The organism is Marixanthomonas spongiae (assembly GCF_003095375.1).
Taxonomy (GTDB): domain Bacteria; phylum Bacteroidota; class Bacteroidia; order Flavobacteriales; family Flavobacteriaceae; genus Marixanthomonas; species Marixanthomonas spongiae.
This window is the reverse complement of the sequence record NZ_QEHR01000008.1, coordinates 99,114-124,740: the sequence shown is the minus strand read 5'-3', so window position 1 is coordinate 124,740 and position 25,627 is coordinate 99,114. Positions and strand designations below refer to the sequence as shown.

Here is a 25,627-nt window from a genome sequence, read left to right as displayed (position 1 = left end):
GGCTTAAAATTTAAAATTATACGTTACAGCGGGAATAATACCGAAAATGGACAACCGAACCGCTTCATTTCGGTTAATATCGGTGTTTTCCCGAAACGAAATGGAAGCCGCGTTCATCCTGTTATACACGTTATAAATACTAAAAACCCATTCACCTTTCCACGAATTCCCGTGCAGACGGGAATCTTCTCCACCCTTTGGCGTCCAAGTTGCCGAAAGATCCAAATGATGAAAACTGTTTAAACGGCTGCTGTTCCTGGCTTCATACACTGGTATTGTTAAGTTGTTATACTCATATTGTCCGTTTGGAAATGTTACAGGCTGCCCCGTTTGAAAAATAAAATTAGCCCCAAAGGACCATTTATTGGATAATTCATATTGCGCGGTGATGGAAACATCGTGGGTTTTATCCCAAGGGGAATTATACCAATCGCCATTGTTAATACCAATTTCTTCAGGTGTTCTACCGGGTGTTCGTTGTTCGCTTTTTGATAAGGTGTAGGCAATCCAACCTTGTAATTTACCTTCCGTTTTTCTGAATAAAAGCTCCAAGCCGTAAGCCCTGGCTTCCCCGTTCAACAAGATTTGCTCCACGGCATTGTTGGCAATTAAATCGGCTCCGTCCACATAATCCAACCGATTGTCAACGATTTTGTAAAAGCTTTCAATCTCAAAGGAATAGTTGTTGAACTTTTTAAAATACCCCACAGCCACTTGATCGGCCAATTGCGGTTCAATGTATTTTCCGCTGGGCGCATAAATATCAAAAGGGGTAGGGGCCGTGGTGTTGCTTATTAAATGAATGTATTGTGCTGTCCTATTATAACTGGCTTTTACCGAAGACGTTTCGTTTAATTGATAGGCAACCGAAAAACGGGGTTCCAGATTGGCAAAACTTTTTATGGTTTCGCTTCTGCTGAAGGAAACCGTATCGATAGGCGTTGCTTTCTGGTAAATATCGAGGTTTTCATCATAGGCAACGGGATTGTCGTTTTCGTAAATATTCAGTTCATCTTGTCCTAATCTATTAAATGTTGATAGCCGCAATCCAGCCTGGATGGCAAGTTTGTCGGTCAATTCAATTTCGGCTTCTGTATAGATAGCATTTTCAAAAGCGTATTTATCGGTCAATTTAAACGGGTTGATACCGGAGCTTTCGGTAGTGGGTTTGATGTCGCCGGGATTGAATTTGTAATAAATACTGTTCAACCCGTAGCGCAGTTCTATATTGTCTGATAGAAAATGCGTGAAATCGTATTTCAAGTTGAAATTACGGATACCGCTATCAAAATCAAATTCTACAAAACTCAGCTCGAGTCCGTAGTAATAATCTGAATAAATTAACGACAGGTTAGAAAACAGTTTTTCTGAAAAAAGATGGTTCCAGCGTAAATTGAGGGTCGTATTTCCGAAGCTATTGGAAAAACTATCGGCAATATCAAAAACATCCCGTCCAAAATACCCTGACAGGAATAATTTGTTATTATCGTTTAGGTTATAACTTATTTTGGTGTTCAAATCGTAGAAATAGGCTACGTTGTCATTATCGAACAAGGGCAGGAAAAGGTGGGCATAACTGCTACGGCCGCCCACTAAAAACGAAGCGGTATCTTTTTTTATGGGGCCTTCCAGCAACAAGCGGCTTGCCACCAGACCAATACCTCCGGTTGCACCAAATTTACGTTTGCTGCCGTCTTTTTGGTAAATATCCAGTACCGAAGAAACGCGACCGCCGTATCGGGCTGGAATCCCACCTTTGTACAGCGTTAAATCCTTAATGGCATCGGGATTGAAAACCGAAAAGAAACCGAACAAATGATCGCTGTTGTAAAGCGTAGCTTCGTCAAGCAAAATCAGGTTTTGATCGGCCGCTCCGCCACGGACGTTAAATCCGCTGGAACCTTCGCCCGCTCCCGTAACACCCGGAAGTAACTTAATGGACTTAATCACGTCCTTTTCACCCAAAACCACCGGTATTTTTTTAATGGTATTTGCCGATAGCCGGTTGACGCTCATTTCGGGCTTTCGGATGTTCAACGCCTCGGCATCGGCTTTAATGAGGACTTCGTCTAACGATTCGGTATCATTTTCTAAAAAAATATTGTTTTGAATATTTTCTGAAAGGGAAATAGTGGTTTGCTCTGTGGCAAAACCAAGGCTGCTGTAAAATACCTCATATTCGCCTTCGGGAAGTGTTATCGAGTAATAGCCATATTCATTTGTAGTGGTTCCGGTTTGCAAAGAGGGAATAAGAATGTTCACCCCAATAAGGGTTTCCCCACTTTCAACTGCCGAAACGGTACCGCTAAGGGTAAATTTTTCTTGGGCTGAAACCAAATGACAGCACAGGAGAAAAAATAAAAAAAATAGGTTTTTCAAGCTTTTATTTAGGAATTGATAAGTAAAGAGAAAGAGAAGATGTCTAATTAGTTGAAAAAACTGGTATGTCCGGTCGAGCGCAGTCGAGACCTTATTTAGGGTTAGTAACTTAGAGTTCTCGACTGCGCTCGAACGGACAGCTAAATATACTTTTTAGACACCTTCTCGTTTTTATAAATTGTTTATTTAATTTCTGAAAGTATTTTATTCAGTGTTTCACTCGCGCGCATTTCTTCATAAACCCGGTCTTCGTTTGGTTTGTAATAACCTTTTATATCAACTGGACTTCCTTGGGCGGCGTTTAACTCGCTTACAATGGTTTTTTCATTTTCAGAAAGTTTTTCGGCAATGGGTGTGAAGCGTTTTTTCAATACCTCGTCCTTATCTTGTTTGGCCAATTGCTGTGCCCAATACATCGCTAAATAAAAATGACTGCCACGATTATCAAGCTCGTTTACTTTTCTTGAAGGTGATTTTTTGTTGTCAAGATACATTTCGGTGGCATCATCCAAGGCTTCGGCCAGCATTTTTGCTTTTTCATTATTGTAGGTGTCGCCGAGATGGTCTAAAGAAACGGCCAAGGCCAGAAATTCACCCAATGAATCCCAACGCAGGTGTCCTTCTTCTAAAAATTGCTGCATGTGTTTAGGGGCAGACCCACCAGCACCGGTTTCAAATAGGCCACCACCATTCATTAATGGTACAATGGAAAGCATTTTTGCACTGGTTCCCAATTCTAAAATAGGAAAAAGATCGGTTAAATAATCACGCAATACGTTTCCGGTAACTGAAATGGTATTCTCACCTGCTTTAACGCGCTCCAACGTATATTCGGTTGCTTTTTCAGTAGAAAGGATTTTTATGTCCAAGCCTTTAGTATCGTGTTCTGGAAGGTATTTATTTACTTTTTTTATTAATTCGGCATCGTGGGCGCGGTCTTCATCCAGCCAGAAAATAGCTGGCCATCCTGTTGCACGTGCTCTGCTTACCGCTAATTTTACCCAATCTTGCACAGGTAAATCTTTAACTTGGCACATTCTCCAGATATCACCTTCTGAAACGTGATGCTCCATTAGAGTGTTTCCGTTAGTATCTACAACGCTTACTTTTCCTTCTGAAGAAATTTCAAACGTTTTATCGTGCGAACCGTATTCTTCAGCTTTTTGAGCCATTAGTCCGACGTTGTTCACCGTCCCCATAGTGGTGGGGTCAAACGCGCCGTGTTTTTTGCAAAAGTCAATGGTTGCTTGGTATAAAGGCGCATAACTGCTGTCTGGGATAACGGCCTTGGTATCTTTGGTGTCGCCGTTTTTATCCCACATTTGTCCCGAATTACGGATCATCGCCGGCATAGAAGCATCGATAATCACATCGCTGGGCACGTGTAGGTTGGTAATGCCCTTATCACTGTTTACCATCGCCAAATCTGGATTCTCATCCATGATGCGGTTAATATCGTTTAATATTTCATTGCGCTTCGTCTCAGGCAAGTTGCCAATTTCATGTAATAAATCGCCAAATCCATTGTTGACGTCAACGCCCAGATCTTTAAAAGTGTCACCGTATTTTTCAAACAATTCAGAAAAATAAACACGTACGGCGTGCCCAAAAATAATGGGGTCGCTCACTTTCATCATCGTGGCTTTCATATGCAATGAAAACAACACATCTTTTTCGTTGGCGTCTTTAACTTGTTCTTTTAAAAAGGCCAGCAAGGCTTTTTTACTCATGTAGGTTCCGTCGATCACTTCGCCTGCTAACACGGGGATGGAAGCCTTTAAAATGGTTTCCTTTCCATTGGCATCGGTATGAACAATATTGACAGTGCCTTCGGTATCGATAGTAACCGATTTTTCATTGTGGAAAAAATCACCCTTGCCCATTGTTGAAACGTGGCTTTTGGAGTCGCTGCTCCATTTGCCCATACGGTGTGGATTTTTCTTGGCGTAATTTTTAACTGCTTTTGGCGCTCGACGGTCACTGTTCCCTTCACGTAATACCGGATTTACGGCACTACCTTTTACTTTATTGTAAAGGGATTGTATCTTTTTTTCCTCGTCTGTTTTAGGTTCGTCCGGATAATCCGGTAAGTTATACCCTTTGGCTTGCAATTCGGAAATAGCTGCGTTCAACTGCGGCATGGAAGCACTGATGTTCGGCAATTTAATGATGTTGGCTTCTGGTTTTTTGGCGAGTTCGCCCAATTCGGCCAACGCGTCGTTTACCCGTTGGTCTTCGTTCAGGTATTCGGAAAATTGGGCCAAAATCCTTCCGGCAAGCGAAATATCGCGCATTTCAATTTTAATGTCAGATGGTGCCGTGTAGGCTTCAATAATAGGTAAGAGGGAATGCGTCGCCAAGTAAGGGGCTTCGTCGGTTTTGGTGTATATAATTTTTGCAGTTTGTGCCATGCTATTGTACGGTTTTGGAGGTTTATCTAAAATTTTCAAGATTCCTGCCCCGAAAACGGGCAAGCCGGTGCAAATATAGCGAATTGACGAAGTTTTTTAAAGAGCGGCAGTCTTATTGTTTTGTTAACTGTTGATAGCTTTGCCAAGCTTTTAAATAACTTTTCTTGAAAAAGGATTAATTATTTTGAAGTATTTTCCAAAGCATCCCAATATTCATAAGCACGCCGTAAATGGGGAATTACGATGGTTCCGCCAATGAGTAATGATACACTTAGGGCCTCAACAACTTCTTCTTTTGAAATATTGAGTTTGTAGCAGGCTTCCAAATGATAGCGCACACAATCATCACAACGCAATACCATGGAGTTTCCCAGCCCAATCAATTCTTTTGTTTTTTTGGGCAGCGCACCTTCGGCAAATGCATTGGTGTCCAGATTGAAAATACGTTTTATAATCTTGTTGTTGTCCTTTAATATGGCATCGTTCATTTTTGAACGGTAAATGTTGAATTCTTCAACTAAATTATCTTCCATGTTGCTTCATTTTTTTGTTTTGATTTCGGATTACCGCTTTTGAAATGTAAATGCTTATTTCATATAAAATAACTACCGGCACCGCCACGATCACTTGGCTGGCAATATCTGGCGGGGTGATCACTGCGGAAATAATCAACACGATCACCAAGGCAAATTTTCGATATTTCCGAAGTATTTCAGGTGTTACTAATCCAACTTTCGTTAAAAAGTAAATGACGATGGGTAATTGGAAAATAAGTCCACTGGCCAACACCGAAGCCCGCACCAAGGAAATATAGCTGCTTAAATCGAAATCGTTAAAAACTTCCTCGCTTACCCGGTAGCTCCCCAAGAAGTTGATGGAAAGCGGCGTAATTACATAATACCCAAACAAAACACCTATGAAAAACAAAAAAGAAGCGACAAAAATAAACCCCCTGCTGTTTTTGCGTTCATTGGGCATAAGTCCTGGGCTTATAAACTTCCAAAATTCATAGACAATATATGGAAAGGCAATGATGATCCCCGCAGTGATCGAGGTCCATATATGTGCCGAAAACTGTCCCGACATCGTCCTGCTTTGGATACGGAAAGGCAGTTCATCAAAACAAAAACTGTCCATGCCTATAAAACGGGAAGCTTTGCACAACAACCTATAGGTAGGGAAATCGGCACTTTTGGGGCCAAAGAGCAATACGTCGAAAATAAAGTCTTTGGCAATAAAGGCCAAAGTAGCGACTATTACCACTGCGGCGGTGGAACGTATTAAATGCCAGCGAAGTTCTTCCAGATGGTCCAAAAAGGACATTTCCTTTACTGGATTTGGGTTTTTCAGTCTTTTTGCCATTAAATAATGCCTTCTTTAGTAAGGTTATGAATATGCACGACCCCCATGTACGTTCCGTTTTTTTCGGCCAATAATTGCGTGATTCCGTAGGTGTCCATCGTTTTTATGGCTTCAACGGCCATGGCATCGTTGTCGATTTTTTTTGGGTTTTTGGTCATAATGTCTTTTGCCGTAATCCCTTTTAGGCTATCCCTTTTGGTCAACATCCTCCGTAAATCCCCATCGGTGATAATCCCTACAATGCTATCGTTTTCTATGACTGCTGCGACGCCGAGCATTTTTTCTGAAATCTCGACAATTACATCCTTTAGGTCGGTATCTGGGTGAACCTGGGGTTTTTCGTTTAACGAAGTAAGGTCGCTTACCCGCAAGTACAGTTTTTTTCCTAACGAACCGCCAGGATGGAACCGTGCGAAATCTTTGCTTGAAAATCCGCGTAGGTCCAAAAGTGCCATGGCCAGCGCATCACCAATGACCAATTGTGCCGTGGTGCTGGTGGTTGGGGCAAGGTTGTTGGGGCAGGCTTCTTTTTCAACATAGGCGTGGAGCACATAATCTGCCTTCTGGCCTAAAAAAGAATCGCGGTTGGCCGTAATGGCGATTAATTTATTGCCCCTTGTTTTAATCAACGGCACCAATACTTTAATTTCGGGGGTGTTGCCGCTTTTTGAAATACAGATAACGGTATCACTTTCAAGGATGGTGCCCAAATCACCGTGAATGGCATCGGCCGCATGCATAAAAATCGCAGGGGTGCCGGTAGAATTTAACGTGGCCACTATTTTTGTAGCGATATTCGCACTTTTTCCTATTCCGGTGATGATAACCCGACCTTGTGAGTTGAAAATATAATCAACCGCAGCGGCAAATTCAGCATCCACCAAAGCGGCTAAATTTGCAATAGCCTCACTTTCAGTAGCTATGGTTTTACGGGCGACGGCGATTATTTGTTGTTCGTTGTTCAAATTTTAAGCTTTTGAATGTTTGAAACTGTTTCAGAATTTAGTATATTGAGGATGCAAAAACAAAATGCACTAACCGGTTTAAACTTCTGTTTAAAGATACGTTTTACATTACTGGTTGCAAAATTACAATTGTTCCTCTTAAGGCAATTTAATTTTACATCCTTTTTTATAGTATTAATTAAAATTTATAGAGCAGCGTGACCGATACCGAATTATACGCAGCATTAAAACATTATTTTGGGTTTAGTTCTTTTAAAGGACTTCAAGAAGACGTTGTTAAAAGCATCTTAGGTGGCAACAACACTTTTGTTATCATGCCCACTGGGGGCGGTAAATCCCTTTGTTATCAACTTCCGGCTTTAATTAAAGACGGCACGGCCATTGTGGTTTCGCCCTTGATAGCCTTAATGAAAAATCAAGTGGATGCTTTGCGTTCGCTATCTTCAGAAGAAGGCATTGCCCACGTACTGAATTCTTCTTTGAATAAAACCGAGGTGAAAAAAGTAAAGAGCGATATAAGCAATGGCATTACAAAATTGCTATATGTAGCCCCAGAATCCTTGACCAAAGAGGAATATGTTGATTTTCTGCAAGGCCAGACCATATCGTTCATGGCCATTGACGAAGCCCATTGCATCAGCGAGTGGGGGCACGACTTTAGGCCCGAATACCGAAACCTGCGCAGCATCATTGAACGCATTGGCGCTAACATTCCTATTATTGGCCTTACCGCTACGGCGACTCCAAAAGTGCAAGAAGATATTTTAAAAAATTTGGGCATTCAAGACGCCAATACCTTTAAAGCTTCTTTTAACCGGCCCAATTTATATTATGAAATACGGCCAAAAACCAAAAACGTAGATGCCGATATCATCCGTTTTGTGAAAAAGAACGAAGGCAAAAGCGGCATTATATATTGCCTAAGCCGAAAACGGGTGGAAGAGCTGGCGCAAACATTACAGGTAAACGGGTTGAAAGCCGTGCCATACCACGCCGGGCTCGATGCAAAAACCCGGGTAAAGCACCAAGATATGTTTTTAAAAGAAGACGTGGATATTGTCGTGGCCACCATCGCTTTTGGGATGGGCATCGATAAACCCGATGTGCGGTTCGTGATACACAACGATATCCCTAAAAGCATTGAAAGCTATTACCAAGAAACAGGCCGCGCCGGCCGCGATGGTGGGGAAGGGCATTGCTTGGCTTTTTATAGCTACAAGGATATTGAAAAGCTTGAAAAGTTCATGAGCGGGAAACCCGTGGCTGAACAGGAAATTGGTCACGCCTTGTTGCAAGAAGTAGTGGCTTTTGCCGAAACATCGGTTTCCCGTAGAAAGTTTATCCTGCACTATTTTGGCGAAAAGTTTGACAATAAAACAGGCGAAGGGGGCGATATGGACGATAATATGCGCTATCCGAAAAAGAAACACGAGGCCAAGGATGAAGCTGTAAAACTGCTTACCATCATAGCGAAGACCAACCAGCAATACAAAGCAAAAGAGGTGGTAAACGTGTTGGTGGGCAAGGCCAATGCCATGATAAAATCGCACCGTACCGATGCCCAACCTTACTTTGGCACAGGAGAAAACAAAGAAGCTTCGTATTGGATGGCGTTGTTACGGCAATTATTGGTAGCGGGTTACATCCGCAAGGATATCGAAACCTATGGCGTGATTAAATTGACCGATAAAGGAAGGGATTTTATGAAAGCGCCAGCCAGCTTTATGATGACCGAAGACCATAGCTTTAAACAAGCCAACGACGATGCCATTGTTGCCAGCAAAAAAACAGGGGATGCCGCAGACCAAAAGCTCTTTAAGCTGTTAAAAGCCGAGCGTAAAAAAGTGGCAGATAATAAAGACCTGCCGCCGTTTGTGGTCTTTCAAGACCCTTCTTTGGAAGATATGGCCTTAAAATACCCCATTACCATTGAGGAACTGTCCAATGTACACGGTGTAGGGGAAAGCAAGGCGAAAAAATTCGGGAAAAGCTTTATTGCGTTGATTGAACGGTATGTTGAAGAAAACGATATTCTGCGCCCAGATGACTTTGTAGTGAAGTCAACAGGCAGCAACAGTGCTTTAAAACTCTACATTATACAAAACATCGATAAAAAACTCCCATTAGATACCATTGCCAACGGGAAAGGGCTGGAAATGGACGAGTTTATCGACGAAATGGAGGCTATTGTTTATAGCGGCACCAAGCTCAACATCGATTATTGGCTGGAAGATATTCTAGACGAAGACCAGCAAGAAGAAATACACGATTACTTTTTAGAATCCGAAACCGATAAAATAGACGAAGCCATGGAAGAGTTTGACGGCGATTATGAAGAAGAAGAATTGCGCCTGTACCGCATTAAGTTTATTAGTGACGTGGCTAATTAACTGTCATTTAATACAAACTTCATTAAAAAAATGATTAGGGAATACGCACCTAAAGATAAGTCAAAAGTAGTGGAGCTTCTGCGGTTAAATATTCCTAAGTTTTTTGATGCTTCAGAACAAAAAGATTTGGAACATTATCTTGACAACGAAATAGAAGATTATTTTGTAGTTGAAGAAAATGCTGAAATTATCGGTGCTGGTGGAATCAACTATGAACCTAAAGAAAATGTTGCCATAATTTCCTGGGATATTATTGACCCGAATTCACAAAGGAAAGGAATAGGTGGAAAATTAATGCAACACCGTATTGACTGGTTAAAAGACCATCAACACGTTGATTCGGTTTTTGTGAGAACATCCCAGTTTACCTATCAATTCTATGAAAAGATGGGGTTCAAATTAGAAAAAGTTGAAAAAGATTATTGGGCACAGGGTTTTGATCTATACCAAATGAAATTGACCAATAAATAAAGAAGTTGAACTACCGTTTAGTTGGAAGCTCTCTTAAAAAAACATACTTTTCATTTTCATAATCCATTTGGCAATAATAATGCTCCAGTCCATTGGTGACCATTAAATACGTAGCCTTGGCAACTAAGTTGTAACGCGCGATTTGATCGAAGGTCTGTTGTGTGATCCCAATGGAAGGTGCCTTGCATTCTACAATGAGGTAGATGGTTCCGTCAGGTTTAAAAACCACGATATCGTAGCGCTTTACCGTTTTGTGGAGTTTGAGCTGTTTTTCAACATTAATTAGCGATTTTGGATACTTTTTTTCTGAAATAAGAAATTGAATAACATGTTGCCGCACCCATTCTTCGGGAGTGAGCACAATAAATTTTTTTCGAACTTCATCAAAGATCAACGTTTTGTTTTCACTATTTTTGAACCGAAACGTATATTGTGGAAAATTTAACCGTTGCATACAACAAAGTAACAGTTTCATACAATAGGTTCAAAATTTGCTCATAAGGTTTTAAATAAATAGTGAAAAATCTCAAATCTCACGTCTAATATCTCACGTCTAATATCTAACATCTAACCATGCCACTGGACAAAGCCAAAACCATCATCAACGATATAAAAAACGGAACAATAAAGCCCATTTATTTCTTAATGGGCGAGGAGCCGTATTATATTGATGGTATTGCAGATTTTATTGAGGAGCACGTTCTTTCGGAAGAAGAAAAAGGCTTTAACCAAATAGTATTGTACGGTCGCGATGTGAGTATCGACGAAATTGTGAGCAACGCCAAACGTTACCCAATGATGGCCGAACGGCAGGTGGTGATCGTAAAAGAAGCACAAGACCTTTCCCGGACCATCGAAAATTTGGTCGCTTATGTAAAAGACCCACAGCCCACAACGGTTTTGGTTGTCTGCTATAAATACAAAAAACTGGACGCCCGTAAAAAACTGGCCAAAGAAATAAAAAAAACAGGCGTCCTTTTTGAAAGCAAAAAACTGTACGAAAACCAAGTGCCCGACTGGATCAAGCGGGTGTTGGCAAGCCGCGGCTACACCATAACGCCCAAAGCAGCCCAGATGCTTACCGAGTTTTTGGGCAACGATTTAAGCAAAGTAAACAACGAGCTGCAAAAATTACAGCTCATCATACAGCCCGGCCAGCAGATCACCCCGCAATTGATTGAACGCAACATAGGGATAAGCAAAGATTTTAACAATTTCGAACTTCAAAACGCCATAGGCGCGCGCGATATTAAAAAAGCCTACTCCATTGTGCAATACTTTGGGCAAAACCCCAAAAACAACCCTATGGTCATGACGGTGGCCCTGTTATACTCCTTTTTTTCAAAATTGCTGAAGTATCACGCCCTGAGCGATAAAAACCAAGCGGCACGAGCACTGGGCGTGAGCCCTTATTTTATTAAGGATTACCAATTGGCAGCGAGAAACTATCCCATGAAAAAAGTAAGTGCCATCATTGGCACCATCCGGGAAATCGATATGAAAAGCAAAGGGGTAGGCGCTGCCAATATTCAACAAGGCGATTTACTGAAAGAAATGCTGGTCAAGATTTTCAACTAAGAACCTTTTTTTGAGAATTTAATTTCTATCCAGAGAAAACCGTCCCGGACCCAAGAGGACGATGGCAATAAAACCAAAAAGATACAACAAAGCCATTTCTTTTATATTAAACGGGTCGTTACTGTGGTGAATAAAGGCAGCAACAGCCATCGTAATAATAGTAGGTAGGGTTGCAATTCGTGTTTTTAAACCTAAAATAATGAGCAATGGGCATAGTACTTCGGCCACGATGGCTAAAATGAGGGAAACAACAGGGCCCAATCCGATGGGATCGACAAATTCAAAATTTCCATCCATTACGTTCAACACTTTTGGAATCCCATGGGTGAGCAGTATGCCCGAAAACGTTAACCGTAAAAACAAAAGAGCGAAATGATAGGTAGTGGTCATGTTATTTTATTTGTTGGTGCGCTACTAAAATACAAAACAAATTTAAACTGTACTTTTGCAATTGCCATTTAAAAGTTGGTATTAAAAAAAGTAGAACAGCATGACAAAATTACGTGCCTGGGTTTCCGCGGCCCGCCTTCGCACCCTTCCCTTATCGATTTCCGGAATTTTAACGGCCAGTGCCGTTGCCATTGCCGAAGGGTATTTTAAGCTTTCCATTTGCGTACTCGCCCTGATCACCACCTTGGGGTTTCAAATCCTGTCCAATTTTGCCAACGATTACGGCGATGGTGTAAAAGGGACCGATAATGCCGATAGGGTAGGCCCCATGCGGGCGATGCAAAGCGGTATTTTAAAAGAAAAAGACCTAAAACGAGGTATGATCATTACTGCCGTACTCACCCTTTTGGTAGCCACCTTGCTCATTTTTGAAGCCTTCGGGAATGAAAATTTTTTACATTCCTTTATTTTTTTCAATTTAGGCATTGCAGCTGTAATCGCCGCCGTAACATATACCGTGGGTAAAAAAGCCTACGGTTACAGGGCAATGGGCGATTTGTTCGTTTTTCTATTTTTCGGGTTGTTAGGCGTCATGGGCTGTTATTTTCTGTACAGTAAAAATTTGGGCGATTTAATTCTACTGCCCGCCATCGTGATCGGTCTGTTAAGCGCAGCAGTATTGAACTTGAACAATATGCGCGACCGGCTGGCCGATGCCAAAGTAAACAAAAACACCTTGGCCGTTGTCTTGGGCGGCACAAAAGTAAAACACTACCACGCCGCGTTGATCATAACGGCATTTGCACTGTCCTTGCTCTATTTTTTTCTGAAAAGTGATGAAATTATCGAATTTCTTCCCTTGGTGGCTTTTATCCCCTTGTTTTTAAATATTGTAAAGGTCTATAAAAACGAATCTCCACCTTTATTGGACCCCGAATTGAAAAAGATTGCCTTGAGCACCTTTCTCTTCTCGGTCCTTTTTCTGATTACCGTTTCAGTGGGATAGGGTTTTAAAACGGTGTTTCAAGTCGGCTGTTGTGAATAATGGAGAACATTTCCGAAGAGAACAATCAAAACGGAAAAACATTGAGCACCAATCTGCATGGCAAAAGTGCGTCAGGGAGTCGGCGCATTTTTTGTATATTTAAGCAAAAAACCACAACCTCATGAAAATTACATACTACGGCCAAAACAGCCTTGCTATTGAAGTAGGCGGAAAACACTTAATTGTCGATCCTTTTATTACGGGAAATGACCTCTCAAAAGATAAAGTTGACATCAACGACTTAATGGCAGATTACATTTTACTTACCCATGCGCACCAAGACCATATTCTGGATGCCGAAGCCATTGCCAAAAACACGGGTGCTACCATTGTAAGCAATTTTGAAATCGCCAGCCATTACGAAGAAAAAGGGTTTGATGTGCACCCTATGAACCATGGCGGCGGTTGGCAGTTCGATTTTGGGTATGTAAAATATGTGAATGCCATTCATACCAGCTCCTTCCCAGATGGTAGCTATGGCGGGCAACCCGGCGGATTCGTTATTGAAGGCGAACACAAAAACATCTATATTGCCGGCGATACTGCCTTGACCATGGATATGAAACTCATCCCTATGCAAACCAAACTCGATCTCGCCATCCTGCCTATTGGCGATAACTTTACCATGGGCGTTGACGATGCCATCATCGCTTGCGATCTCCTGCAATGCGACAAAGTGCTGGGGGTACATTACGACACCTTTGGCTACATAGAAATCGATCACGAAGAAGCCAAAAAGAAGTTTTACGATGCCAATAAAGACCTGATGTTGTTCGATATTGGTGAATCCATAGAACTGTAGCAACCTTAATTTAAATAAAAAACAATTCTCTCCCTTTGAGAGAGATGCCGTAGGCAGAGAGGGACACCCTTGCAAAATCAATAAATAACTGAACCATTTATCATTGAAAGCACATTATAAAAAACACCTCCTCAATTTTAAACGTCCCAGCGGAACTTCCCGGGGCGTTTTGCGTACCAAGGAAACCTGGTTTTTAATTATAGAAGAAGATGGAAAATGGGGCATTGGCGAATGTGGCATTTTGCGAAGCCTAAGTATTGATGACCGTCCCGATTATGAAGAAAAGCTACGGTGGACCTGCCAAAATATCAACAAAGAAAAAGATTATTTGTATGATAATTTAATCGAATTCCCGTCCATTCAAATAGGAGTGGAGACTGCTTTTAAATCACTTCAGGCAGACAATCCTTTTCAAGTTTTCCCTTCGGAATTTTCAAAAGGCTCAAAATCAATTCCTATTAACGGATTGATATGGATGGGCGACAAAAGTTTTATGAAAGAGCAAATTTCAGAAAAACTGAAAGAAGGCTTTCAATGCATTAAAATGAAAATAGGCGCCATCGATTTTGACACTGAAATTGAGCTTTTAAAATCTATCAGGCAAGAATTTTCCGCTTCTGAAATAGAATTGCGGGTTGATGCGAATGGAGCATTTTCTCCTTCCGAAGCCTTGGAAAAACTGAAAATCCTTTCCGAGTTGCAATTGCACAGTATCGAACAGCCCATTAAACAAGGGCAGTGGCAAGAAATGGCTCGGTTGTGCGAGGAAACGCCACTTCCCATTGCATTGGATGAAGAGTTGATAGGCGTGTTTTCTTCTGAAGAAAAAAAGAAACTATTAGAAACCATACAACCACAATACATCATTTTAAAACCAAGCTTGATTGGTGGTTTTAAAGGCAGCGATAATTGGATTGATTTAGCTGAAAACGGGAACGTGGGTTGGTGGATTACTTCGGCTTTGGAAAGCAACGTGGGTTTAAATGCCATTTCGCAATACACCTTCACAAAAAACGCTATCTTGCCCCAAGGTTTGGGCACGGGCAGCCTTTACACCAACAATATAGATTCGCCCTTAGAAGTTTGTAACGGAAGCATACAATATGATACTAACCAGCAGTGGGATCTCTCCGTATTAAATGAATAATAAAACCGAAAACAGAATGTTCATAAAGCAGGCTTATAACTATTTACACGACTGGTGGCGCTACATTGTTGGCGCTATCGCTATTTTTGTCGCTTCCCAATTGGGCGCCATCCCATTTGCGTTGGTGGCGGCATTTAAACTAATGCAAGAAGGGGGCGACCTTACCATGCTGGATGACACGGCGACCTTAATGACCGTCTTGGATTCTAATTTAACGCTCTTTTTAATGTTGCTAAGCTTTGTGGTAGGGTTGATAGCGGTTTTTTTGGTCGTAAAGTATTTACATAAACAGCCTATTGTCGCTGCAACCACCTCCCGGAAAAAAGTGGACTGGGGCCGTATTTGGTTTTCTTTTTTATTGATAGCCATTACCACGATTGTTATAACGATAATAGATTATTACGGCAACCCTGATGATTATGTGCTGCAGTTTGAAGCCATACCGTTCCTTATCTTAGCGGTGATCGCCATCCTTTTGATTCCGTTGCAAACCAGTTTTGAAGAGTATTTGTTCCGTGGGTATTTAATGCAGGGCATTGGCGTTATGGCAAAGAATAGGTGGTTGCCGTTGGTGATCACATCGGTGGTTTTTGGGGGACTTCATTTTTTTAACCCCGAAGTAGATAAGTTGGGCAACATTATCATGGTCTATTACATTGGCACGGGTTTCTTTTTGGGCATTATGACCTTAATGGACGAAGGCATGGAACTTGCCCTCGGGTTTCACGCCGGCAACAATTTAATCGCCGCGCTATTGGTAACGGCAGATTGGACCGTGTTCCAAACCAACTCTATTTTAAAAGATGTTTCCAATCCCACGGCCGGGTTCGATATCTTGGTGCCCGTGTTGGTGATGTATCCGGTTTTCTTGGGTATTATGGCCTGGCGCTACAAATGGACCAATTGGGGCGAGAAGCTCTTCGGAAAAATTACCCCACTACCCGAACCGCAGCTAGAAAACCAAGAACAGCTTGAACAGTAAAAATGGATATGGAACTCCCCTTTCATTCAGCGTTTACCTTTAACGGGCTTCAATATGAAACCAAGGAGGAGTTGCATGCCTTTGCTGAAAACTTACAGAGAGAAGGGGATGAATATGAAATGCACATTGGCGATTTTATCCAAGCTTGGTTGGATGAGAGTGATACCCTAACTGTAAAAACCTCCGGTTCTACCGGAACCCCTAAAAAAATCAAACTTCCTAAACAAGCGATGGTCAACAGTGCCAAAGCCACGGCTGCTTATTTTAAGTTGGCGGCAGGCACATCGGCTTTGTTATGTCTTCCGGCCAATTATATTGCAGGCAAAATGATGCTGGTACGTGCGATGGTGATGGGTTGGGACCTGCATGTAGTCGCACCCGAAAAAGACGCGCTCACACAGTACGACAATGATTACGATTTTGTGGCGATGGTGCCCTATCAAGTGCATCATTCGCTGCCCGACTTGAATAAAGTAAAAAAACTTATCATTGGGGGCGGACCGGTTTCAAAAGAACTGGAAGAACAATTGCAATTGGTTTCAACCGAAGCCTTTGGCACCTATGGAATGACCGAAACGATCACCCACATAGCAGTACGACGCATTAACGGCCCTGCTCGCAGTGAAGCTTTTTCTGCTTTACCAAATGTGAAATTTTCACAAGACGAACGAGATTGTTTGGTTATTTCGGCACCCGATATTTCCGAAGAAAAAGTAATTACTAATGATGTGGTAGCTTTACAATCGCCAACTTCTTTTATTTGGTTGGGGCGTTACGATAACGTGATTAACAGCGGTGGCGTTAAAATCTTTCCTGAAAAAGTGGAAGAGCAGCTTTCAGAAAAAATAACAGAACCTTTTATCATTGCTTCTGAAAAAAATACCGAATTGGGAGAACGGGTTGTTTTGGTTGTCGAAACCACCTCCGAAACCATCCCCGATTATACGAAAACCTTCCAGATACTTTCTAAATACGAACGGCCCAAAAAAATAATCACCCTTTCAAAATTTCCTTATACCGAAACCGGTAAAATAAAGCGGGGAGGGGTGTTGAAGCTGCTCCGGAAGTATAAAAAATAGCTGGTCTCCCATCTCAAGACAACTGGATTTTCAATTTTGGTTTCATTTTTGATATTTTTTATCTAAACATATCAAATCACCCTTAAAACCAAACTCTTATGAAGCTAGTTGCAACCCTAATCTGTATGGTGCTTGCCATCACAACTCTGCAAGCACAACAAATTACCGTAACCGGAACGGTAAACGATGAAACCAACAGCCCTCTTGCTGGCGTTAATGTAACGGTAAACGAGACAAACGCAAATACAGTAACCGATTATGATGGAAACTATGCGTTGAAAGCCGAAATAGGCCAAGCCTTGAAATTCAGGTATGTAGGCTATGGAACCATAGAACGAAAGGTGAAAAATAAAAAGCCCATTGATGTGCAAATGAAACCTTCAGTGACTTTAGATGAGGTGGTGGAAGTTGTTGAAGCTGAAGCAATGGAAGTGAAAAAAATGTCTATTCGAGGAAAGGTTTCAGAAGGCTATTTTCTGAATTCTTCGTATCCAGTCAATAACCAAGTGTCCAACAACGAATCCTACGATAAAATACAGGAAAATATTTTTAAGAGTGTAAAAACGGCACCGCTATCCACTTTTTCTATCGACGTGGACAAAGCCGGCTACAGCAACATACGCCGGATGATCAACCACGGGCAAAAAATACCCAAAGATGCCGTAAAGATTGAAGAGATGATCAATTATTTCAGCTATAATTACCCACAACCAAAACGTAATGAACCCTTTTCAATTATTACTGAAGTAGCCAATTCCCCTTGGAACAAAAACACCAAGTTGGTTAAAATAGGGCTGAAAGGCAAAGACATTGCCACCGAGAATACACCAGCGAGCAACTTGGTGTTTTTATTGGATGTTTCAGGTTCTATGAATTCCGCTAACAAATTGGGACTGTTAAAGTCTGCAATGGGTGTGCTGGTCGATCAACTTCGCGAACAAGACAAGGTGAGCATTGTGGTCTATGCCGGAGCTGCGGGAACGGTTTTGGAACCTACCGAAGGTGCAAACAAGGAAAAAATAATGAAAGCCATCAATAACCTGAGCGCCGGAGGTTCAACCGCTGGTGGTGAAGGGATTAAGTTAGCCTATAAAATAGCTGAGGAAAACTTTATAAAAAACGGCAACAATCGTGTCATCCTTGCGACCGACGGCGATTTTAATGTAGGCGCATCGAGTGATCGAGCGATGGAAGATTTAATTGAAGAAAAACGTGAAAGCGGTGTGTTTTTAACCTGTCTCGGGTTTGGCATGGGAAATTATAAAGATTCCAAAATGGAAACCTTGGCCGATAAAGGCAACGGCAACCATGCGTATATCGATACTATGCAAGAAGCCAAGAAAGTATTGGGCACGGAGTTCTTCGGAACGATTTACACCATCGCCAAAGACGTAAAATTACAAGTGGAATTCAACCCTAAGAAAGTACAAGCTTACCGCCTGATTGGCTATGAAAACAGGTTGTTGAACGACGAGGACTTTAACGACGACACTAAAGATGCCGGCGAGTTGGGGAGCGGCCATACCGTAACCGCATTGTACGAAATCATTCCGGTTGGGGTGAAAAGTGATTATTTAAAAGATATTGACGATTTAAAATACACCAATACCAATAACACGTCGAACACAAAGGAACTGCTTACCGTGAAATTTCGTTACAAAGAACCGGATGGCAACAAAAGTAAACTGATTGTCAAAACGTTGAAAGACAACAATACCGATATTAAAAATACCTCAAAGGACTTTCAATTTTCTGCTGCCGTCGCCTTATTTGGGCAACAGCTTAGAGACTCAGAATTTATTGCAACCAAAAGCCGAGAAGACGTGATTCAACTGGCCGAAGCTGGCCGCGGCAAAGACGATCAAGGTTATCGGGCTGAGTTTATTAGGTTGGTGAAGAGCTACAAGTAGTTTTTAGTCTTTTTCGATACTTTTAGGTGCCTGAGTGCTCCGACGATAGGAGGGGTGTATCGAAGGCCCAGCATTTGTTTTGGTGTTTTCGATACAAATTCGTGATCCCTGTCGGTCTCTCAAATTCACTCAACCACCTTTATTACCTAGTTTCTGATCTCCATTACACCTGCAAAACCCCCATATTAAACTTCTTTTGAATAGGGGCGTGGTTGGCGGCCTCGATGCCCATGGAAATCCATTTTCGGGTATCCAGTGGATCGATTACGGCGTCTGTCCACATACGGGCGGCGGCGTAATAGGGGGAAATCTGTTCGTCGTAGCGGTTTTTTATTTTATCGAACAGTTCTTTTTCCACTTCTGGGGTAATTTCCTTGCCTTGTTTTTTAAGCGAAGCGGTTTCAATTTGCAGCAATACTTTGGCAGCGCTGTTCCCGCTCATCACCGCAAGTTCGGCACTGGGCCAAGCGGCGATCAATCGAGGATCGTAGGCTTTTCCGCACATCGCATAATTTCCTGCACCATAACTGTTGCCGATAACAATAGTGAATTTGGGCACCACACTGTTACTCACAGCGTTGACCATTTTGGCTCCGTCTTTGATAATGCCGCCGTGCTCGCTTTTACTGCCCACCATAAACCCGGTAACATCCTGTAAAAACACCAATGGGATTTTCTTCTGGTTACAGTTGGCAATAAACCGCGTGGCCTTATCGGCACTGTCGCTGTAGATCACCCCACCAAACTGCATTTCGCTGGGCTTGGTCTTTGCTTTGGTGGTTTTTACCAATTTACGTTGGTTGGCCACAATCCCCACTGCCCAACCATCAATACGGGCATAGCCGGTCAAGATAGTCTGGCCGTAGCCTTTTTTGTATTCCTCAAAATCGCTATCATCTACCAAACGATGGATTATTTCGAGCATATCGTATTGTTCGGTGCGCGATTTGGGCAGTATTCCGTAGATATCTTCTGGCGTTTTCTTTGGTTTTTTGGTTTTGTCCCGGTTAAAGCCTGCTTTATCAAAATCGCCTATTTTTGAAACGATATTCTGAATTTTAGTTAACGCATCTTTATCGTCTTCAGCTTTATAATCGGTTACGCCGCTTACTTCAGAATGCGTGGTTGCGCCGCCCAAATCTTCATTTTCAATGCTTTCGCCAATGGCCGCTTTTACCAAATAGCTTCCGGCTAGGAAAATACTTCCTGTTTTATCAACGATAAGTGCTTCATCACTCATAATAGGCAAATAGGCCCCTCCAGCCACGCAACTTCCCATCACGGCAGCAATTTGGGTAATGCCCATACTGCTCATCACGGCGTTGTTTCTAAAAATCCTTCCGAAGTGCTCTTTATCAGGGAAAATTTCATCTTGCATCGGCAGGTACACCCCGGCACTGTCCACTAAATAAATAATAGGAAGTTTGTTTTCTATGGAAATTTCCTGGGCGCGTAAATTCTTTTTAGCGGTAATGGGAAACCAAGCGCCCGCTTTAACCGTTGCATCGTTTGCAACCACAATACATTGCTTTCCTTTTACGTAACCAATTTTAACTACCACACCGCCGCTGGGACAACCACCGTGCTCTTCGTACATGCCTTCACCTGCAAAAGCACCGATTTCTATACTGGGTTTTTTGTCGTCCAGCAGATAGTCTATACGCTCACGGGCAGTCATTTTACCCTTTTTGTGGTGTTTTTCTATTCGTTTTTCGCCCCCGCCCAATTTTACCTTGGCGAGTCTTTTTTTAAGGTCCGAAACCGATAGCTTGTTGTGGTCTTCGTTTTTATTAAAGGTCATATCCATAATAGTCATTGCAATTTCCCCAAAAATACGAAACTATGGCATTTTGGTACGGTAAATCTCTATTTTATTACCGATATTTGTGTTTGCAAATACGTCAAAGGCCGCCATTGCTTTTGGTTGCGTTCCGTACCATATTGTACTGTTAAAGACGTGTTTTTAAGAAAAAACTGCTTATGATGAATAAAAATACCGTATTGGCTTGGGCCACGTTTATAATGATAGTGGTTGGTGTCGCACTCATTGCCCTGGGGGCGTTTCGTTACGACGACGTTGCTGGTTGGGGTTTTGCGGCTGTAGGGATTGGCTTTTTTGCTATTGCCTGGGTGTTCAATGCCTTAAAGGGAAGGGTTTAGTTTTTCTGAAATGATCAACGAACAAACCATCCGTAGCCTTTTGAAAAAACACCTTGCCGGGGGCGAAGCGTTTATCCCACTGGAGGAGCTGCTTTCAGAAATTACCTTTGAGAGAATAGGGGAGCGGCCTTATAACCTGCCGTATTCGTTCTATGAACTGTTTTACCATATTGCGTTTGCGCAGAAAGATATTTTGAAATTTTGTGTTTCTGAAGACTATACAGCCCCTAATTGGCCCGATGCGTATTGGCCAGATAAACAGCGGCCAAAGACCGAAAGCGAGTGGAAACAACTGAAACAAGAGTATCTGGACGATAGAAAGCAACTGCAAGATTTGGCCGAAACAGCATCGCTTACTGAAACTGTTCCCACGGGGGATGGCCAAACCCTGATGCGCGAACTGTTGCTGGTCATAGAGCATACCGCCTATCACACAGGGCAATTGGTAGTGGTGCTTCGGTTGCTTGGATTGAAAGGCTCTTAATTTTTAAAATTGATTTCAATCTTATAGTCCTTCATCCTTAAGTCCTAGGTCAAAATTAAACCAAAGGATGCCTAAATAAACAAATTTTATTGAAGTAGCTTAACAACAAATAACTCAAACAAATAACCCAAACACAATGTCAGACGATAAAAAAGTAATTTTCTCCATGTCCGGTGTAACCAAGACGTTTCCAAGCGCACAAACACCGGTACTTAAAAACATTTATTTAAGCTTTTTCTACGGTGCCAAAATTGGTATTCTCGGCTTAAACGGTAGTGGAAAATCCACCTTGCTGAAAATCATTGCCGGAAAAGACCAAAACTATCAAGGTGATGTGGTTTTCGCACCAAATTACAGTGTGGGTATGCTAGAACAGGAGCCTGAACTAGACGAAGACAAAACCGTGATGGAAGTGGTAAAAGAAGGGGTTAAAGAAGTGGTTGATGTTTTGGACGAATACAACAAGATAAACGATATGTTCGGCCTGCCGGAAGTCTATGAAGACGCCGACAAAATGCAGGAGCTAATGGACAAACAAGCCAAACTGCAAGATAAAATAGATGCCACCAATGCGTGGGAACTGGATACCAAGCTGGAAATAGCGATGGATGCCCTGCGGACGCCCGAAAAAGACAAAAAGATTAGTGTGCTTTCAGGCGGGGAACGCCGCCGGGTAGCTCTGTGCCGTTTGCTGTTGCAAGAACCAGACGTATTACTGTTAGATGAGCCTACCAACCACTTAGATGCCGAGAGTGTGCATTGGTTGGAGCATCATTTGGCACAATACAAAGGAACGGTGATCGCCGTAACGCACGATAGATATTTTCTTGATAATGTAGCCGGTTGGATATTAGAATTAGACCGTGGCGAGGGCATTCCGTGGAAAGGGAATTACTCTTCGTGGCTCGACCAAAAGTCCAAACGGATGGCGCAAGAACAGAAACAAGCCAGTAAACGTCAAAAAACATTGGAACGCGAATTGGAATGGGTACGGATGGCTCCAAAAGGACGTCAATCTAAACAAAAAGCCCGTTTAAACAATTACGATAAGCTCTTGAGCCAAGACCAAAATAAATTACAGGACAAGCTCGAAATATTTATCCCCAATGGTCCGCGTTTGGGTACTAACGTGATCGAAGCCAAGAGGGTGGCCAAGGCATTTGGCGATAAACTGCTGTACGACGACCTTAACTTCAAATTGCCACAAGCCGGGATTGTGGGAATTATTGGCCCAAACGGTGCCGGTAAAACCACCATTTTTAAAATGATTATGGGCGAGATTGAACCCGATAAAGGTTCTTTTGAAGTAGGGGAAACCGCCAAGATTGCCTATGTAGATCAGTCGCACGCTAATATTGATCCCGATAAGAGTATTTGGCAGAACTTCAGTGATGGACAAGAACTCGTAATGATGGGTGGCAAGCAAGTAAACAGCCGTGCCTACCTAAGCCGTTTTAATTTTAGCGGAAGCGAACAGAATAAAACCGTTTCCAAACTATCCGGTGGAGAGCGCAACCGTTTGCACTTAGCGATGACTTTAAAAGAAGAAGGCAACGTGCTCTTGCTCGATGAGCCTACAAACGACTTGGACGTAAACACACTTCGGGCGTTGGAAGAAGGACTGGAAAACTTCGCCGGTTGTGCCGTGGTCATCTCCCACGACCGTTGGTTTTTAGACCGTATTTGTACGCACATATTGGCGTTCGAAGGCAATAGTGAAGTGTATTTCTTTGAAGGCGGCTTTAGCGATTACGAAGAAAACAAAAAGAAACGTCTGGGTGGCGACGTGATGCCAAAACGTATTAAATACAAGAAATTGATACGGTAATTATGCGCAACATTCTAACCATCATACTACTTGCTGTCGCAGTAAGCTCCTGCGGCAGCAAGAAAAAGACTGCAGAAGTTACCCTTGGCACCAAACAGACCGTTGCCTACAAAAGCCTTGGCAATGGCGTAGCCGCCATTTCGTTGCTGCTATTTGAAAACAACACCTTCCAGCTGAACTTTAAAAGCATCCCGCAACCGGAAACCAATGACAAACCTGTGGAACGTTCAGAAAAAGGCACGTACACCGGCGAAGGCCATTGGAAAACATTGCAGTTTTTAAGCAAAGGTTTTGATGCTTCGGCTTTGTTCGATGCGCAATACAACAACCCCGATGAGGTGGAAGTGCTGGGCAAAAACAAAGTAAAAGTCAATACAGCACAACAGACCATTACCATTTGGGGGATTGTTTGTGAACAAGTTGCGCGTTAAGGTAAGGGACAAAGCCGAGTTTGATGTTTTAAAAAACCAAATGTTCTGTATGTAGAAACTTCGGGTTTTCAACCTAAAAGTATATTTTTTACAGTAATGTCCGATTAAAAAAATTGTCCTTAAAATTAACAATAGTTATTTTCAATAAAATTTGTTTGTTCATTTTTTTCATTGACAAAAAAACGAACCAAAAAAGTCTAGGCTTAACCGAACTTTGCTAAAAATTTCCCTCGTTACGGCGCAAACTAAAGGTATTCGCTGGTTTTTATAAATTTTTAAAGCTCAAAGTTTTGCTATTGTCTATTCAATTTTTGCGGCTGGCGCTAGTTTGCTTAACCCTCCACTCACATTATTTTTTAACGCAAACTTCGCTTAGGCCATTAAAAGATAAAAAACCTTAAAGCAAGACGTCATACTATAAAATCTCTCAAACCCTTTGCTATTGTTGGCGTGTCATTCGTTTTAATTAATTTAATCGGACACTAATAATTTTTTTACATTGGTGTCCGATTAAATTTTTAAACAACTCAACAACATAACTGTTTCAAATGTTTCTCATTATGGACACCTTGCTATTTTGTTTTTGCTATTTTTTTAAAGCATAACAATTTTTTAAACACGACTGTCTGATCATCAATTTTTTAACAATAAAGTCTTACGTCTTACGTCTAATAGTCCCGTAGCTACGGGAGTCTTACCTCTTAGTCGAACACGACTATATTTTTTTATAATCAGCTGAAAATACCGTAACTTTCAAAAATACACGTAGAACAGGCAGATTAACTGACTTTTAAAGCAAAGATAGAGCAACACGCCTATGGGAAATCATAAAAACAAACGTTGGATTGTCATGTATGGAGTATTGGCGGCTTTATTGATCGCCATACATTACTTGTTGGAATTAGAAGCCTTCGATGCTTGGGATGAGTATGTTCCGTTTTTGAGAAAGCTCACCATGAGCCTGTTTTTGATTTCCTTGATTTTCATGATAAGCAAAGTCATTGCGAGGGTCGTTACCACACAAAGCCATATAGAAGGGGAGCGGTATAACCTGTTGCGCATTATCCGGTTTCTTGCCATTGTGCTCAGTCTTATCGTGGTGGCTTCTTTTCTGTTTCAAAATCTATACGCCGCAGCTGTTAGTTTCGGGTTGATTTCCTTGGTGCTGGGTTTTGCGTTGCAAGCGCCCATTGCATCTTTTATCGCTTGGATCTATTTGGTTTTTCGGCGTTCGTATCTGGTGGGTGACCGTATTCAAATAAAAGGGTTTCGGGGCGATGTGGTAGAAATAAGTTATTTGGACACCTCCATTCTGGAATGCAGTGGCGATTACCTGGGCAACGACAGAAGGAGCGGTAGGGTTATCCGGTTTCCCAACAGTTTGATATTAAAGGAAGAAGTGACCAATTATTCGGGTCCCCAAATGCCTTTTATCCGAAATGAAACCCCACTGCAAATAGCCTACACCAGCGACCTCAAATTTGTGGAAAACTGTCTTCTGGAGGCAGAGCAAAAGGACTTTAAAGAACAGTACCCGCACCTTACCACCCATAAAAACGAAGAATGGGAACCCATGGTCTATTTCAGGATCAACACATACGCTTGGATGGAAGCAGTGGTTTCGTACCCCGTGGAGCCCACCGATACCACCGGCCGCCGAAACCGTATTTTAAAATACGCCCTGCCCAAACTAAACGAAGCACCCGATAAGGTCCAATTTCCCGAAGGGACGTTGCGGTGAGGGTTGAACTTAATTTTCGGATTCGTCCATTTAGATACCGTCTCGTTTTGGATAATACCTCGCTGTTTTGTT

22 protein-coding genes are annotated in these 25,627 nt (G+C 42.1%); 14 read left to right on the top strand and 8 right to left on the bottom strand.

The annotated features are described in order from the left end of the window. Positions 1–3: 3 nt before the first annotated feature. From DDV96_RS12995 to DDV96_RS12975, 5 genes are all read right to left on the bottom strand, one after another. Positions 4–2,379, bottom strand: a complete 2,376-nt coding sequence (locus DDV96_RS12995) for a TonB-dependent receptor (RefSeq protein WP_240607725.1) — start codon at positions 2,377–2,379, stop codon at positions 4–6. A gap of 182 nt (positions 2,380–2,561) precedes the next feature. Next, complete coding sequence (locus tag DDV96_RS12990) at positions 2,562–4,790, bottom strand: NADP-dependent isocitrate dehydrogenase (protein ID WP_116695220.1); 2,229 nt, start codon at positions 4,788–4,790, stop codon at positions 2,562–2,564. Between the two features lie 179 nt (positions 4,791–4,969). Next, positions 4,970–5,323: a carboxymuconolactone decarboxylase family protein gene (locus DDV96_RS12985; protein ID WP_116695197.1), complete on the bottom strand. Its 354-nt coding sequence runs from the start codon at positions 5,321–5,323 to the stop codon at positions 4,970–4,972. Continuing rightward, a complete protein-coding gene (gene tatC, locus DDV96_RS12980; protein ID WP_116695196.1) occupies positions 5,313–6,152 on the bottom strand; it encodes a twin-arginine translocase subunit TatC in 840 nt (279 codons plus the stop codon). The genes DDV96_RS12985 and tatC overlap by 11 nt, the downstream gene beginning before the upstream one ends. Further along, positions 6,152–7,117: a KpsF/GutQ family sugar-phosphate isomerase gene (locus DDV96_RS12975; RefSeq protein ID WP_116695195.1), complete on the bottom strand. Its 966-nt coding sequence runs from the start codon at positions 7,115–7,117 to the stop codon at positions 6,152–6,154. The genes tatC and DDV96_RS12975 overlap by 1 nt, the downstream gene beginning before the upstream one ends. A gap of 197 nt (positions 7,118–7,314) precedes the next feature. Here DDV96_RS12975 and recQ point away from each other — a divergent pair, with 197 nt between their 5' ends. Both recQ and DDV96_RS12965 read left to right on the top strand, forming a co-directional pair. Continuing rightward, positions 7,315–9,507 (top strand): DNA helicase RecQ, encoded by a 2,193-nt coding sequence (gene recQ, locus DDV96_RS12970; protein WP_116695194.1) that lies wholly within the window; start codon positions 7,315–7,317, stop codon positions 9,505–9,507. Positions 9,508–9,537: 30 nt separating this feature from the next. Next, positions 9,538–9,978, top strand: a complete 441-nt coding sequence (locus tag DDV96_RS12965) for a GNAT family N-acetyltransferase (RefSeq protein WP_116695193.1) — start codon at positions 9,538–9,540, stop codon at positions 9,976–9,978. A 10-nt stretch (positions 9,979–9,988) separates the two neighbouring features. On the opposite strand, the gene DDV96_RS12960 is transcribed toward DDV96_RS12965, so the two are convergent. Then, positions 9,989–10,432: a type I restriction enzyme HsdR N-terminal domain-containing protein gene (locus DDV96_RS12960; RefSeq protein WP_116695219.1), complete on the bottom strand. Its 444-nt coding sequence runs from the start codon at positions 10,430–10,432 to the stop codon at positions 9,989–9,991. Positions 10,433–10,557: 125 nt separating this feature from the next. Here DDV96_RS12960 and holA point away from each other — a divergent pair, with 125 nt between their 5' ends. Continuing rightward, positions 10,558–11,556: a DNA polymerase III subunit delta gene (gene holA, locus DDV96_RS12955; RefSeq protein ID WP_116695218.1), complete on the top strand. Its 999-nt coding sequence runs from the start codon at positions 10,558–10,560 to the stop codon at positions 11,554–11,556. Positions 11,557–11,574: 18 nt separating this feature from the next. Here holA and DDV96_RS12950 read toward each other — a convergent pair whose 3' ends face one another. Beyond that, positions 11,575–11,946 (bottom strand): DoxX family protein, encoded by a 372-nt coding sequence (locus DDV96_RS12950; protein WP_116695192.1) that lies wholly within the window; start codon positions 11,944–11,946, stop codon positions 11,575–11,577. Between the two features lie 100 nt (positions 11,947–12,046). Between DDV96_RS12950 and menA the strand changes: the two genes are divergently transcribed. The 6 genes from menA (at position 12,047) to DDV96_RS12920 (ending at position 18,911) form a co-directional block, all read left to right on the top strand. Then, positions 12,047–12,952, top strand: coding sequence for a 1,4-dihydroxy-2-naphthoate octaprenyltransferase (gene menA / locus DDV96_RS12945; RefSeq protein ID WP_116695191.1), 906 nt, complete (start codon positions 12,047–12,049; stop codon positions 12,950–12,952). Between the two features lie 160 nt (positions 12,953–13,112). Beyond that, positions 13,113–13,793 carry a metal-dependent hydrolase gene (locus tag DDV96_RS12940; RefSeq protein ID WP_116695190.1) on the top strand — a complete coding sequence of 227 codons (681 nt, stop codon included), beginning with the start codon at positions 13,113–13,115 and terminating at the stop codon, positions 13,791–13,793. Between the two features lie 103 nt (positions 13,794–13,896). Next, positions 13,897–14,940 carry an o-succinylbenzoate synthase gene (locus DDV96_RS12935; protein WP_116695189.1) on the top strand — a complete coding sequence of 348 codons (1,044 nt, stop codon included), beginning with the start codon at positions 13,897–13,899 and terminating at the stop codon, positions 14,938–14,940. A 16-nt stretch (positions 14,941–14,956) separates the two neighbouring features. Next, complete coding sequence (locus DDV96_RS12930) at positions 14,957–15,922, top strand: CPBP family intramembrane glutamic endopeptidase (protein ID WP_116695217.1); 966 nt, start codon at positions 14,957–14,959, stop codon at positions 15,920–15,922. Positions 15,923–15,930: 8 nt separating this feature from the next. After that, positions 15,931–17,001, top strand: a complete 1,071-nt coding sequence (locus DDV96_RS12925) for an AMP-binding protein (protein WP_116695216.1) — start codon at positions 15,931–15,933, stop codon at positions 16,999–17,001. A 98-nt stretch (positions 17,002–17,099) separates the two neighbouring features. Then, positions 17,100–18,911 carry a vWA domain-containing protein gene (locus DDV96_RS12920; protein WP_116695188.1) on the top strand — a complete coding sequence of 604 codons (1,812 nt, stop codon included), beginning with the start codon at positions 17,100–17,102 and terminating at the stop codon, positions 18,909–18,911. A 163-nt stretch (positions 18,912–19,074) separates the two neighbouring features. On the opposite strand, the gene DDV96_RS12915 is transcribed toward DDV96_RS12920, so the two are convergent. Beyond that, positions 19,075–20,718 (bottom strand): acyl-CoA carboxylase subunit beta, encoded by a 1,644-nt coding sequence (locus DDV96_RS12915; protein WP_116695215.1) that lies wholly within the window; start codon positions 20,716–20,718, stop codon positions 19,075–19,077. Positions 20,719–20,894: 176 nt separating this feature from the next. Here DDV96_RS12915 and DDV96_RS15785 point away from each other — a divergent pair, with 176 nt between their 5' ends. The 5 genes from DDV96_RS15785 to DDV96_RS12895 all read left to right on the top strand — a co-directional run bounded on the left by DDV96_RS15785 (position 20,895) and on the right by DDV96_RS12895 (position 25,555). Next, entirely contained in the window at positions 20,895–21,071 is a 177-nt protein-coding gene (locus DDV96_RS15785; RefSeq protein WP_240607727.1) for a CAL67264 family membrane protein, read from the top strand. A 10-nt stretch (positions 21,072–21,081) separates the two neighbouring features. Then, a complete protein-coding gene (locus DDV96_RS12910; RefSeq protein ID WP_116695187.1) occupies positions 21,082–21,555 on the top strand; it encodes a DinB family protein in 474 nt (157 codons plus the stop codon). A gap of 136 nt (positions 21,556–21,691) precedes the next feature. Next, the gene (gene ettA, locus DDV96_RS12905) at positions 21,692–23,383 is read left to right on the top strand and encodes an energy-dependent translational throttle protein EttA (protein WP_116695186.1); all 1,692 of its coding nucleotides are present in this window, start codon (positions 21,692–21,694) and stop codon (positions 23,381–23,383) included. A gap of 2 nt (positions 23,384–23,385) precedes the next feature. Further along, positions 23,386–23,814 (top strand): hypothetical protein, encoded by a 429-nt coding sequence (locus DDV96_RS12900; RefSeq protein ID WP_116695185.1) that lies wholly within the window; start codon positions 23,386–23,388, stop codon positions 23,812–23,814. 817 nt (positions 23,815–24,631) lie between these two features. Then, complete coding sequence (locus DDV96_RS12895; RefSeq protein WP_116695184.1) at positions 24,632–25,555, top strand: mechanosensitive ion channel family protein; 924 nt, start codon at positions 24,632–24,634, stop codon at positions 25,553–25,555. Positions 25,556–25,627: the final 72 nt, after the last annotated feature.